At 61.6% G+C, this 13,088-nt stretch carries 9 protein-coding genes; all 9 read right to left on the bottom strand.

Features of this window, described 5'->3' with window-relative positions; genetic code table 11:
• Positions 1–181: 181 nt before the first annotated feature.
• The 9 genes from ACIPZH_RS03815 to gyrA all read right to left on the bottom strand — a co-directional run bounded on the left by ACIPZH_RS03815 (position 182) and on the right by gyrA (position 12,842).
• On the bottom strand, positions 182–1,630 hold the full coding sequence (locus ACIPZH_RS03815) for an MBL fold metallo-hydrolase RNA specificity domain-containing protein (RefSeq protein ID WP_241802911.1): 1,449 nt from the start codon (positions 1,628–1,630) through the stop codon (positions 182–184).
• Positions 1,631–1,731: 101 nt separating this feature from the next.
• Positions 1,732–1,995 carry a lipopolysaccharide assembly protein LapA domain-containing protein gene (locus ACIPZH_RS03820; protein ID WP_241802910.1) on the bottom strand — a complete coding sequence of 88 codons (264 nt, stop codon included), beginning with the start codon at positions 1,993–1,995 and terminating at the stop codon, positions 1,732–1,734.
• A 20-nt stretch (positions 1,996–2,015) separates the two neighbouring features.
• Positions 2,016–2,312, bottom strand: coding sequence for an integration host factor subunit beta (gene ihfB, locus ACIPZH_RS03825; protein WP_012313292.1), 297 nt, complete (start codon positions 2,310–2,312; stop codon positions 2,016–2,018).
• Positions 2,313–2,739: 427 nt separating this feature from the next.
• Entirely contained in the window at positions 2,740–4,416 is a 1,677-nt protein-coding gene (gene rpsA, locus ACIPZH_RS03830) for a 30S ribosomal protein S1 (protein ID WP_012313291.1), read from the bottom strand.
• 123 nt (positions 4,417–4,539) lie between these two features.
• Positions 4,540–5,226, bottom strand: a complete 687-nt coding sequence (cmk, locus tag ACIPZH_RS03835) for a (d)CMP kinase (protein WP_267821866.1) — start codon at positions 5,224–5,226, stop codon at positions 4,540–4,542.
• A complete protein-coding gene (locus ACIPZH_RS03840) occupies positions 5,223–7,463 on the bottom strand; it encodes a bifunctional prephenate dehydrogenase/3-phosphoshikimate 1-carboxyvinyltransferase (protein WP_400635213.1) in 2,241 nt (746 codons plus the stop codon). Before ACIPZH_RS03840 ends, cmk begins: the two co-directional genes overlap by 4 nt.
• 253 nt (positions 7,464–7,716) lie before the next feature.
• A complete protein-coding gene (gene pheA, locus ACIPZH_RS03845) occupies positions 7,717–8,811 on the bottom strand; it encodes a prephenate dehydratase (protein ID WP_012313288.1) in 1,095 nt (364 codons plus the stop codon).
• Positions 8,811–9,896 carry a 3-phosphoserine/phosphohydroxythreonine transaminase gene (gene serC, locus ACIPZH_RS03850; protein ID WP_241802904.1) on the bottom strand — a complete coding sequence of 362 codons (1,086 nt, stop codon included), beginning with the start codon at positions 9,894–9,896 and terminating at the stop codon, positions 8,811–8,813. Before serC ends, pheA begins: the two co-directional genes overlap by 1 nt.
• Before the next feature lie 174 nt (positions 9,897–10,070).
• Positions 10,071–12,842, bottom strand: a complete 2,772-nt coding sequence (gyrA, locus tag ACIPZH_RS03855) for a DNA gyrase subunit A (RefSeq protein WP_241802903.1) — start codon at positions 12,840–12,842, stop codon at positions 10,071–10,073.
• Between the last annotated feature and the right edge of the window lie 246 nt (positions 12,843–13,088).

The following is a 13,088-nucleotide window of genomic DNA, read 5'->3' on the forward strand; positions in this document are numbered from 1 at the left end:
TCCATAGGCTCAAGACGCAAGCATTGGCCTGTAGAATACCAGAGATTTTTCTTTGTAGCTCCCCTTGGATCTTACGGGCCATCGGCTCTCGGAGCACATTGCCAGCACCTGCAAAGGCAAAGAAACACGCTGCGCTGCGGCATGAGACAACACATCCCGTCAATGTTTCGTGAAGGCCCGTTCATTCGGGGATAACCATATCGGGACAATGTATAAGGTTACTGAAATGGCGCTTTAATGCATAAGCCAGTGCATTTTTTGCGCGACTTTCTCCATGTACTAATACAATTCTTTGTGGGGCATCAGGTATGCCGGCAGCATATTGAATCAAACCTGCCTGATCCGCATGCCCTGAATACCCCCCAAGACTGAATACTTTTGCTCTGATATCGTACATGCTCCCATCCAGATCAACCTGAACAAACCCTTCAGCCCCTTCAGTGGCTTGCAATACCGCCCCAGGCGTACCCTTGGCCTGATACCCCACAAACACCACCTCATGCCGCGGATCACCGAGCATCGCCTTTAGGTAGTTGACGATCCGCCCGCCAGAACACATACCATTCCCTGCAATGACAATGGCTGGCCGCCCTGTGCTCTTGAGGTAGTTGACCACCTGCTGATGCTTGGCATGGGTATCGACACACAGCAGCTGACCGAAGCCGAGGGGGTCCCTGCCCTCCCCGAGCCGCTGCCTGGCTTCGGCATTCCAGTATGCATGCAACTCCGAATAGGCTTTGGTTATGCGCTGCGCCAGTGGCGAATCGAGAATGATCGGTAAGCGGGACCAGTTCACCCCCAGCTCTGGCACACCCGCCTCGCTCATCTTGCTTTCATTGAGCAGGGACTTGCGATGGAGGATGTCTTCGATCTCGTAAAGCAGCTCTTGGGTGCGCCCCAGGCTGAATGCGGGGATGAGGATGGTGCCGTTGTCCGCCAGCGCGCGGTCGATAACCGCCTCCAGCCGCTGCTGCCTGTCGTCGCGGGGCGCATGCAACCTGTCGCCATAGGTGCTCTCCAGCACAAGCACGTCAGCGCGCTCTGGCGGTTGAACGGCGCGCAACAACGGATTGCAAGGGGCACCAAGGTCACCCGAGAACACCACCCGCGTGCTGGGCTCTACCCCGGGATAACGCACATCACATTCAACATACGCTGAACCGAGCAGGTGCCCAGCACGCTGAAGGCGCACGTAACAGGCTACGCCCTGGCCTTCGACCACGGGGTGCCACTGCTCGAAAGGCAAAGCAACCACAAGCCGCTGCAACAGGGCAAGGTAGCGGTCCACTTGAACCGGGTCCGAGCTGATACCGAGCTTGTAGGCATCCTCGAGCACCAGGGGCAGCAGCTTGGCCGAGGGTTCACTGCACAGAATTGGGCCGCGAAAGCCTGCGGCCAGTAAGGCGGGGATCCGACCGACATGGTCGAGATGGACATGGGTGATGATCAGTGCCTGGATACCGCCGATATCGAAACCGATTGGTGCCAGTTCGGAGCCTGGTGCCGCATTTGCGCCTTGCTCTAAACCACAATCGACCAGGAGGCTTTGCGTTTGATCAAGGTGAAGCTGGTGACAAGAACCTGTTACACCGCGGGTGCCACCATGATGGGAAAGGGAAGGATATTCCATGCTGCACGCTCGCCTGGTCCGAGAAAATGAAGCAGCTATTACTTCATTTCCAAAGGCCCGCGCACAGGTGATGAAATCCTAGATAAGAGTAGGAATTTTCCTCACTTCCCTTCCAGCGCTGCCTGTCGGGCCGAGGCGCGAATCTTGCGCTTGCTGCGCTGTACGCCGTAGGCACCCAACAGGGGGCCAACTGCAAGGCCCACTACCAGGGCGGCCAGCACCGGTACCGCAACCGGCAACTCGGGCGCCGACCAGCCGAACAGCACGAGTGCCACGGTTTGCTGGTTTTCCAGCACGAAGAACAACACCACCGCCGCCAATAGCAGTACGAACAACGCCGCCAAGGCGCGCTTGAGGTTACGCATCAAACTGGCTCCTTCATCAGTCAAGGGTGCTCGTGCTCTTCTTCATTGACGCGGTCACGCAGCTCTTTGCCGGGTTTGAAGTGCGGAACGAACTTGCCTTCCAGTTCGACCGACTGGCCGGTCTTGGGGTTGCGCCCTACGCGTGGCGCGCGATAGTGCAGGGAGAAACTGCCAAAACCGCGGATCTCGATACGATCTCCGGTGGCCAGGCATTGGGACATCTGTTCAAGCATGGTCTTGATGGCCAGCTCCACATCCTTGGACGAGAGTAGCCCTTGATGGGTGACAATACGTTCGATCAGCTCCGACTTCGTCATATTTTTCCCTTCGTTATCAAGCAGCTAGATCATTGCTTAATCAGGTTGTAGCACGCTCGGAGGGATTTGAACAGGGTGGTTCTTGACTTAATAAAAAAATTCAAGATTGGAGTGTTCGGAAATAAGGCTGGGGGGAGCTTTGTGGGGGAGCGTGGGCGGGCCGGGATCTACAGGGGATGGAGTTAGGCTGGGGGGATTTCAGGATTGGAATGGGCGGGCTGGAGGGTAGGCTTTTTACGCTGGGCATACAGAGCTTGGCTGTGCACTGGGCGATGCTTTGCGCGGAGGTGTCGACGCGGTTGGGCCTGCTTTGCAGGGCACTGCCGGCAAGCTGGGTCCTACCGGGGGAGTGGCGTTGGGGTGGGGAATTTTGGGTATAAAAAAAGGTGGCCCGAAGGCCACCTTTTTTACACCGATCAAACAGAACTTAGTTCTGCTTGGCCATTGCTTCGCGCAGCAGCGCAGCCATGGTGGTATCGGCAGCCGCTTCCGGAGCGTTTTTCAGGCTCTGGATGGCTTCACGCTCTTCAGCGTCGTCTTTCGACTTGATCGACAGGCTGATGACGCGCGATTTGCGGTCAACGCTGATGATCTTGGCTTCGATCTCTTCGCCTTCCTTCAGAACGTTACGCGCGTCTTCAACGCGGTCACGGCTGATTTCGGAAGCTTTCAGAGTGGCTTCGATGTCGTCGGCCAGGGTGACGATGGCGCCTTTGGCGTCAACTTCTTTCACGATGCCCTTGACGATAGCGCCCTTGTCGTTGACAGCAACGAAGTTGGAGAACGGATCGTCTTCCAGCTGCTTGATGCCCAGGGAGATGCGCTCGCGCTCTGGGTCAACCGACAGGATGACGGTTTCCAGCTCGTCGCCCTTCTTGAAACGACGTACGGCTTCTTCGCCGGTTTCGTTCCAGGAGATGTCGGACAGGTGAACCAGGCCGTCGATGCCGCCGTCCAGGCCGATGAAGATACCGAAGTCGGTGATCGACTTGATGGTACCGGTGATCTTGTCACCCTTGTTGAACTGGCCGGAGAAGTCTTCCCATGGGTTGGACTTGCACTGCTTGATGCCCAGGGAGATACGACGACGCTCTTCGTCGATGTCCAGAACCATGACTTCCACTTCGTCGCCAACCTGAACGACTTTCGACGGGTGGATGTTCTTGTTGGTCCAGTCCATTTCGGAAACGTGTACCAGACCTTCAACGCCTTCTTCCAGCTCAGCGAAGCAGCCGTAGTCGGTCAGGTTGGTAACGCGAGCCTGTACGCGGGTACCTTCTGGGTAACGCGCAGTGATAGCAACCCACGGATCTTCGCCCATCTGCTTCAGACCCAGCGAAACGCGGTTACGCTCACGGTCGAACTTCAGAACGCGTACGTCGACTTCGTCGCCAACGTTAACGATTTCCGATGGGTGCTTGATGCGCTTCCAAGCCATGTCGGTGATGTGCAGCAGGCCGTCGATGCCGCCCAGGTCCACGAATGCGCCGTAGTCGGTGAGGTTCTTGACGATACCTTTGACTTGCTGGCCTTCCTGCAGGGTTTCCAGCAGGGCTTCGCGCTCGGCGGAGTTCTCGGCTTCCAGCACGCTGCGACGGGAAACGACAACGTTGTTGCGCTTCTGGTCCAGCTTGATGACCTTGAATTCCAGCTCTTTGCCTTCCAGGTGGGTGGTGTCGCGCACAGGGCGGACATCAACCAGGGAGCCCGGCAGGAACGCACGGATGCCGTTAACGTCGACAGTGAAGCCGCCCTTAACCTTACCGTTGATAACGCCCTTGACCACTTCTTCGGCGGCGAAAGCTGCTTCCAGAACAATCCAGCACTCGGCGCGCTTGGCTTTTTCACGGGACAGTTTGGTTTCGCCAAAGCCGTCTTCGACCGCGTCCAGCGCAACGTGAACTTCGTCACCGACCTTGATGGTCAGCTCGCCAGCTTCGTTGTAGAACTGCTCGAGCGGGATGACGCCCTCGGACTTCAGGCCAGCGTGTACGGTAACCCAGTCGCCGTCGATGTCGACAACGATACCGGAGATGATCGCACCCGGCTGAAGATTGAGGGTTTTCAGGCTTTCTTCAAAGAGTTCTGCAAAGCTTTCGCTCATTTTAATTCCTGTAGATTCGGGCGAAACAGACGCCCATCGCCACACTCCAGACAATGTGGGTTTCGTTAAGTAAAGGAAAACGGGCAGGACGTTGACTGGTGCCCCTGCCTGCTTTCCTGACGATCAGACCAAGTCGCGCTGGGCGAGCTCGCTCCTGATACGGTGCAGCACCTGCTCGATGGACAGCTCCGTGGAATCCAGCTGTATGGCATCGGCCGCCGGCTTGAGCGGGGCCACTGCGCGCTGGGTGTCGCGCTCATCACGCGCACGAATCTCATCTAGCAGACTCGACAGACTAACATCTTCGCCTTTGCCCTTCAACTGCAGGTAGCGGCGGCGGGCACGCTCCTCGGCACTGGCGGTCAAAAACACCTTCAGTGGCGCGTCGGGGAACACCACGGTACCCATGTCGCGGCCATCGGCGATCAGGCCCGGCGCTTCGCGGAAAGCGCGCTGGCGCTGCAGCAGCGCTTCACGCACTGCCGGCAGGGAGGCGACCATCGACGCCCCGGCACCCACCGTCTCGGTGCGGATGACATTGCTGACGTCCTCACCTTCGAGAATGATTTTTTGCAGCTTACCCGGCTCGGCGGCGATGAATTGCACATCCAGATGGGCGGCCAGTTTTTTGAGCAGCTCTTCGTTGGTCAGGTCGACACCGTGGTTGCTGGCGTTGAACGCCAGCAGACGGTAAAGCGCGCCGGAATCCAGCAGCCGCCAGCCCAGTTCGCGCGCCAACAGGCCTGCGACCGTACCCTTGCCCGAGCCGCTCGGGCCATCGATGGTGATGACCGGCGCTTGGGAATTCACGACTTGCCCTCTTCTGCCACGCGAATACCCACTTCGGCGCACAGCGCGAGGAAGTTGGGGAACGAGGTGGCGACGTTGGCGCAATCATGGATGCGGATGGGTGCGCTGGCGCGCAGCGAGGCAACGCTGAAGGCCATGGCGATGCGGTGGTCGCCGTGGCCATGCACTTCGCCACCGCCAATCTGGCCACCGTCGATGATGATGCCGTCGGGGGTCGGCTCGCACTTCACGCCCAGGGCGATCAGGCCGTCGGCCATCACCTGAATGCGGTCAGACTCCTTCACCCGCAGCTCTTCGGCGCCACGCAGCACGGTGCGCCCTTCGGCGCAGGCGGCGGCCACGAACAGCACCGGGAATTCGTCGATGGCCAGCGGCACCAGGTGCTCAGGGATATCGATACCCTTGAGCTTGGCACCGCGCACCCGCAGGTCGGCCACCGGCTCACCGCCGACTTCGCGCTGGTTTTCCAGGGTGATGTCGCCGCCCATCAGGCGCAGGATGTCGATGACACCGGTGCGGGTCGGGTTGATGCCGACATGTTCGAGCACCAGCTCCGAGCCTTCGGCGATGGAGGCTGCCACCAGGAAGAACGCGGCCGACGAGATGTCTGCTGGCACTTCGATGCGGGTGGCAGTGAGTTTGCCGCCGGACTGCAGCGAAGCTACCGGGCCGTTGGACTCTACCGCATAGCCGAAGCCGCGCAGCATGCGCTCGGTGTGGTCACGGGTGGGTGCAGGCTCGGTAACGGTGGTTTTGCCCTCGGCGTACAGGCCAGCCAGCAGCAAGCAGGATTTGACCTGGGCACTGGCCATCGGCAGCGTGTAGGTCAGCGCTTTGAGCGCGTGGCCACCGCGGATGGTCAGCGGTGGGCGGCCGTCCGGGCCGGTCTCGACCACAGCACCCATCTCGCGCAGCGGGTTGGCCACGCGGTTCATCGGGCGCTTGGACAGCGACGCGTCGCCGGTCATGGTCACGTCGAACGACTGGCCGGCCAGCAGGCCCGAGAGCAGGCGCATGGAGGTGCCGGAATTGCCCACGTAGATCGGGCCGGGCGGTGGCTTGAGGCCGTGCAGGCCCACACCGTGAATGGTCACGCGGCCGTGGTTCGGGCCTTCGATGACCACCCCCATGTCACGGAAAGCCTGAAGGGTCGCCAGGGCGTCCTCACCTTCGAGGAAACCTTCGACTTCGGTCGTGCCTTCGGCCAGGGAGCCGAGCATGATCGAACGGTGGGAAATCGACTTGTCGCCCGGTACGCGGATTCGCCCGGTCAGGCGGCCACCCGGTTGGGCCAGGAAAATCAGATCGTTGGCGTTCATAGCGTCCACATAGGCCCGGCGGGCCAAGATTTTACTGAAATGCTCGCGGGCAACCCGAGCGCGGGTGAATACACCCAGCAACTGGTGCCCGTCCCCTGCATCGACCGCGTCGCGCAAGGCGTCGAGGTCGCTGCGAAAAGTGTCCAGGGTGCGTAAGACAGCCTCGCGGTTGGCGAGGAATATGTCATGCCACATGGTCGGATCGCTGCCGGCGATTCTGGTGAAATCGCGGAAACCACCGGCAGCGTACCGGAAGATCTCAAGGTTTTCATTGCGCTTGGCCAACGAATCGACCAGGCCGAACGCCAGCAGGTGTGGCAAGTGGCTGGTGGCGGCCAGCACTTCGTCGTGGCGCTCGACCGGCATGTGCTCCACGTCGGCATCCAGCGCACGCCACAGGCGGTCGACCAGGGCCAGGGCGGCGGGGTCGGTTTCGGGCAGGGGCGTGAGGATGACCTTGTGGCGGCGGAACAGGGTGGCGTTGGAGGCCTCCACCCCGCTTTGTTCGGAGCCGGCGATGGGGTGGCCGGGCACGAAGTGGCGCAGGCGCTCGCCGAACACTTCACGCGCAGCACGCACCACGTTGCCTTTGGCGCTGCCGACGTCGGTGATGACGGCGTTGCCCAGGTCCAGTTGTGCCAGGCGGGCGAGGAGCTTTTCCATGGCCAGGATCGGCACCGCCAGCTGGATGACGTCGGCGCCGACACAGGCGGCGGCGAGGTCTTCTTCGCAGCGGTCGACCACACCCAGGGCCACAGCCTGCTTGCGTGAAGGGGCGTCCAGGTCGACGCCGACCACTTCGCGGCACAGGCCGCTTTCACGCAGGCCTTTGGCGAAGGAGCCGCCGATCAGACCCAGGCCTACGACGACGAGGCGGCCGATGAGTGGTGCGGGTTTGTTGTTTGCTGCAATTACCACTGGTGCGAACCCTGTTCAGAAATCAGGACAGTCTGTGAGACCGCAGGGGGCTGCTGTGCAGCCCATCGCCGGCAAGCCGGCTCCCACAGGTACGGCGCAAGTTTTACGGTTTGGGCTGTGCCTGTGGGCTGCTTTGCTGGCCATCGCCGGCAAGCTGGGCCCTACAGGTACGGCGCGAATTTTGGGCCTGCGCTGTACCGGTGGGAGCCGGCTTGCTAGCGATGGGCCGCATAGCGGCCCCGGCGAGCTTGAATCAAAGCACCGCCTTTGGATACGAACCCAACACCTTCAGCGCCACAGCCTCTTGGCTGATCTTCTCCAACACCGCCTTGATCAGCGGGTCGCGGTGGTGGCCAACGAAGTCGATGAAGAACACATAGGTCCACTTGCCACTGCGCGACGGGCGGGTCTCGATGCGGGTCAGGTCGATGCCATTGTCATGGAACGGCACCAGCAATTCGTGCAAGGCACCTGGCTTGTTGCTCATCGAAACGATGATCGACGTCTTGTCGTCGCCAGTCGGCGGCACTTCCTGGTTGCCGATCATCAAGAAGCGCGTGGAGTTGTCCGGGCGGTCTTCGATCTTCTCGGCCAGGCGGGTCAACCCGTACAGGTTGGCCGCCATATCGCCGGCGATCGCCGCCGAATTCCACTCGCCCTTGACCCGCTTCGCCGCCTCGGCATTGCTCGACACCGCCACGCGCTCCACATTCGGGTAGTGCGCGTCCAGCCATTTGCGGCACTGGGCCAACGACTGGGCATGGGAGTAGATGCGGGTGATGCTGTCGGTCTTGGTGTTTTCGCCCACCAACAGGTGATGGTGGATGCGCAGCTCCACTTCGCCGCAGATCACCATGTCGTGCTCAAGGAAGCTGTCCAGGGTGTGGCTGACCGCACCCTCCGTGGAGTTTTCCACCGGCACCACGCCGAAATTGACGGCGCCAGCAGCCACTTCACGGAACACTTCGTCGATGGCAGCCATCGGCCGGCTGATCACAGCGTGGCCGAAGTGCTTCATCGCCGCAGCCTGGGTGAAGGTGCCTTCAGGCCCCAGGTAGGCGATTTTCAGCGGTTCTTCCAGGGCCAGGCAGGACGACATGATCTCGCGGAACAACCGCGCCATCTCTTCGTTGCCCAGCGGCCCCTTGTTGCGCTCCATCACACGCTTGAGCACGGCAGCTTCACGCTCAGGGCGGTAGAACACCGGCTGCTCGCCCTCGGCCAGCGAGGCGGTCTTGACCTTGGCCACTTCCTGGGCGCAACGGGCGCGGTCGCTGATCAGCTCGAGGATTTTCTCGTCAAGGCTGTCGATGCGCACGCGCAGCGCCTTGAGCTCATGTTCGGACATCAGCCGTGCTCCTTCTCGAATTCGGCCATGTAGGCCACTAGCGCCTCGACAGCGTCCAGGCCCAGGGCGTTGTAGATGGAAGCGCGCATGCCGCCCACCGAGCGGTGGCCCTTGAGGTTGAGCAGGCCACGGGCGTCGGCGCCTGCCAGGAAGGCCTTGTCCAGGCGCTCATCGGCCAGGCGGAACGGCACGTTCATCCACGAACGGGCGTTGTGGCTGATCGGGTTGGTGTAGAACTCGCTGGCGTCGATGAACCCGTACAGGCGGTCTTTCTTGGCGCGGTTGCGTTGCTCCATGGCGTCGACGCCACCCTGCTCCTTGAGCCACTCGAAAACCAAGCCCGAGAGGTACCAGGAATAGGTGGCCGGGGTGTTGTACATCGAACCGTTGTCGGCCGAGACCTTGTAGTCGAGCATGGTCGGGCAGCTGCTGCGGGCGTGGCCCAGCAGGTCTTCACGGACGATCACCACCACCAGGCCGCTCGGGCCGATGTTCTTTTGCGCGCCGGCGTAGATCAGGCCGTACTGCGACACGTCGATCGGGCGCGAGAGGATGTCGGAGGACATGTCCACCACCAGCGGGACGTCACCGGTTTGCGGTACCCAGTCGAACTGCAGGCCGCCGATGGTCTCGTTGGATGCGTAGTGAACGTATGCTGCGTTCTTGGTCAACTGCCACTCGTTCTGCCCAGGGATGGCCAGGTAGTCGTAAGGCTTGGCGCTGGCGGCGACGTTGACGTTGCCGAAACGGCGCGCTTCTTCGATGGCCTTTTTCGACCAGATACCGGTTTCGACGTAGTCGGCAGTCCCGTTCTCCGGCAGCAGGTTCAGCGGGATCTCGGCGAACTGCTGGCTGGCGCCGCCCTGAAGGAACAGGACCTTGTAGTTGGAGGGGACGGACAGCAGGTCACGCAGGTCCTGCTCGGCCTTTTCGGCGATGGCCACGTAATCGTCGCTGCGATGGCTCATTTCCATCACCGACAAGCCCTTGCCACCCCAGTCCAGCATTTCGGCCTGGGCGCGCTGCAGGACAGCTTCAGGAAGCGCGGCAGGGCCTGCGCAGAAGTTAAAGGCTCGTTTGCTCACATCCACTCTCGCTCTGCCAAATAGAACAAAATCGTAACTTGCAGCCCTGGCCCTGCAGGGAGGCCCGGTGGTATCGCGGCGCTTCGCCGCCTATCGCCGGCAAGCCGCCCCCACAGGCCCGTAATCAGTCAAACGGGGCGACCTTGGTCGCCCCGTCAGGGTTGTTGCACTTGCTTACTCTTGCGGTGCCTCTTCGGCGCCAGCATTGTCATCGTCCGCCGCTTCCGGCGCCTCGACCTCAACGCCCTCCTCGTCCGTCCCGAGCAGTTCGTCGAGCTCTTCCTCGGAAGGCTCCTGGATTCGCTCCAGGCCTACCAGCGTTTCGTCTGCAGCCAGCTTGATCAGGGTTACGCCCTGGGTGTTCCGGCTGAGGCTGGATACCTCGCCAACCCGTGTGCGCACCAAGGTGCCCTGGTCGGAGATCAGCATGATCTCTTCACCTTCCTGCACCTGGATAGCGCCGATCAGCAGGCCGTTGCGCCCCTTGGTACCCATGGCGATCACGCCCTGGCCACCACGGCCGCGGCGCGGGAACTTGGACAGCGGGGTACGCTTGCCGAAGCCACGCTCGGATGCAGTGAGGATCTGCGCGCCAGACTCCGGGATCAGCATCGAGATGATCTGCTGGCCCTTGCCCAGCTTCATGCCGCGCACACCACGGGCGGTACGGCCCATTTCGCGCACCACGCTCTCGGCGAAGCGGATCACCTTGCCGGCGTCGGAGAACATCATGACTTCCTTGGCGCCATCGGTGATGGCCGCGGCAATCAGGGTGTCACCTTCTTTGAGCTTCAAGGCGATCAGGCCATTGGAGCGCGGACGGGCGAACTGCACCAGCGGGGTTTTCTTGACGGTACCGGAAGCAGTGGCCATGAAGATGTACGCGCCGGTCGGCTCAGCCACCCACTCAGGCGTGTCGCCGTCTTCTTCGTCGACTTCTTCAACCTCGACCACTTCACCTTCGATCACGCCCTCGTCGCCGTCCTCCAGCTCTTCGTCCGGGTCGGCGCTCTGCTGCAGGGCCTCGAGGTCGATCTGCAGCATGGCGGTGATGCGCTCACCCTCCTCCAGCGGCAGCAGGTTGACCAGCGGGCGGCCACGCGCGGCGCGGGATGCCTCAGGGATCTCGTAGGTCTTCTTCCAGTACACCTTGCCCTTGCTGGAGAACAGCAGCAGGGTGGCGTGGCTGTTGGCGACCAACAGGTGTTCGATGTAGTCCTCGTCCTTCACGCCGGTCGCCGACTTGCCTTTACCGCCACGGCGCTGGGCCTGGTAAGCGGACAACGGCTGGGTCTTGGCATAGCCACCGTGGGAGATGGTCACCACGCGCTCTTCTTCCGGGATCATGTCGCCGTAGTTGAGGTCGTGGCTGGCGTTGAGGATTTCGGTGCGGCGCGCATCGCCGTATTCGGCGCGGATCGCTTCGAGTTCTTCGCGGATCACTTCCATCAGGCGCTCGGCGCTGCTGAGGATGCGGATCAGTTCGCCGATCTGCTCGAGGATTTCCTGGTACTCGGCCAGCAGCTTCTCGTGCTCCAGGCCGGTCAGGCGGTGCAGGCGCAGGTCGAGGATCGCCTGGGCCTGTTCCGGCGACAGGTAATACTTGCCTTCGCGCAGGCCGTATTGTTCCGGCAGGTCTTCCGGGCGGCAGGAATCGGCGCCGGCGCGCTCGACCATGACCTGCACGGCGCTGGATTCCCAGGCAGTGGAAATCAGTGCTTCCTTGGCCTCGGACGGCGTCGGCGAGGCCTTGATCAGGGCGATGACCGGGTCGATGTTGGACAGCGCGACCGCTTGGCCTTCAAGGATGTGGCCACGTTCACGGGCCTTGCGCAGCTCGAACACGGTACGGCGCGTGACCACCTCACGGCGGTGGCGGACGAACGCTTCGAGCAGGTCCTTGAGGTTGAGCACGCGTGGGCGGCCGTCGATCAGTGCCACCACGTTGATGCCGAACACGCTCTGCAGCTGGGTTTGCTGATAGAGGTTGTTGAGCACCACCTCCGGCACCTCGCCGCGGCGCAGCTCGATGACGATGCGCATACCGTCCTTGTCGGACTCGTCGCGCAGCTCGGTGATGCCTTCGATCTTCTTCTCTTTGACCAGCTCGGCGATCTTTTCGATCAGACGCGCCTTGTTCAGCTGGTACGGCAGCTCGGTGACGACGATCTGCTGGCGACCACCGACCTTGTCGATGTCTTCGATCTCGGAGCGCGCGCGCATGTAGATGCGGCCACGGCCGGTACGGTACGCCTCGATGATGCCCTGGCGGCCGTTGATGATGCCGGCAGTCGGGAAGTCGGGGCCGGGGATGAACTGCATCAGCTCGTCGACGGTGACTTCCGGGTTGTCGATCAGCGCCAGGCAGCCGTCGATGACTTCACCGAGGTTGTGCGGCGGAATGTTGGTCGCCATGCCCACGGCAATACCGCTGGAACCGTTGACCAGCAGGTTGGGGATGCGGGTAGGCATGACCGCCGGGATCTGCTCGGTGCCGTCGTAGTTGGGCACCCAGTCGACGGTTTCTTTGTGCAGGTCGGCCAGCAGCTCGTGGGCCAGCTTGGCCATGCGCACTTCGGTGTATCGCATCGCCGCGGCGTTGTCGCCGTCGACCGAACCGAAGTTGCCCTGGCCGTCGACCAGCAGGTAGCGCAGCGAGAAGGGCTGGGCCATACGCACGATGGTGTCGTAGACCGCAGTGTCGCCGTGCGGGTGGTACTTACCGATCACGTCACCGACCACGCGGGCGGATTTCTTGTACGGCTTGTTCCAGTCGTTGCCCAGTTCGCTCATCGCATAGAGAACGCGACGATGCACGGGCTTCAAGCCGTCACGTGCATCGGGCAGCGCTCGCCCGACAATCACGCTCATCGCGTAGTCGAGGTAAGACTGTCTCAGTTCGTCTTCGATATTGACCGGGAGGATTTCTTTGGCCAGTTCGCCCATGAGAAGCCTGATTCCTTTTTCTGGTGAAACTTCGCAGCTCCATCAAGGGCCGAACGAAGCTCGCCGCCGCAGCGCATAAGGGTGCGACGACTTACGACAAATCAATGAGTTGTGCCATGGATCTGCGCAATGAAGGCCGCCGTCATGGGCGGTCTTGGAAACTGCCGGATGTTATCACAAAGGCAGTAGCGGTGGGGAGATATGGCGCAGGGGGTACAGGGGGTTTTGTGGGGGATTGTTGGCGCG

The organism is Pseudomonas sp. NPDC089758 (assembly GCF_044748705.1).
GTDB lineage: Bacteria > Pseudomonadota > Gammaproteobacteria > Pseudomonadales > Pseudomonadaceae > Aquipseudomonas > Aquipseudomonas putida_X.

Excerpts from the sequence above, each read along its gene's own strand:
- pheA (WP_012313288.1), bottom strand. The coding sequence starts at position 8,811 with ATGTCCGAACATGAGCTCAAGGCGCTGCGCGTGCGCATCGACAGCCTT.
- ACIPZH_RS03820 (WP_241802910.1), bottom strand. The coding sequence starts at position 1,995 with ATGCGTAACCTCAAGCGCGCCTTGGCGGCGTTGTTCGTACTGCTATTG.
- ihfB (WP_012313292.1), bottom strand. The coding sequence starts at position 2,312 with ATGACGAAGTCGGAGCTGATCGAACGTATTGTCACCCATCAAGGGCTA.
- gyrA (WP_241802903.1), bottom strand. The coding sequence starts at position 12,842 with ATGGGCGAACTGGCCAAAGAAATCCTCCCGGTCAATATCGAAGACGAA.
- ACIPZH_RS03815 (WP_241802911.1), bottom strand. The coding sequence starts at position 1,630 with ATGGAATATCCTTCCCTTTCCCATCATGGTGGCACCCGCGGTGTAACA.
- rpsA (WP_012313291.1), bottom strand. The coding sequence starts at position 4,416 with ATGAGCGAAAGCTTTGCAGAACTCTTTGAAGAAAGCCTGAAAACCCTC.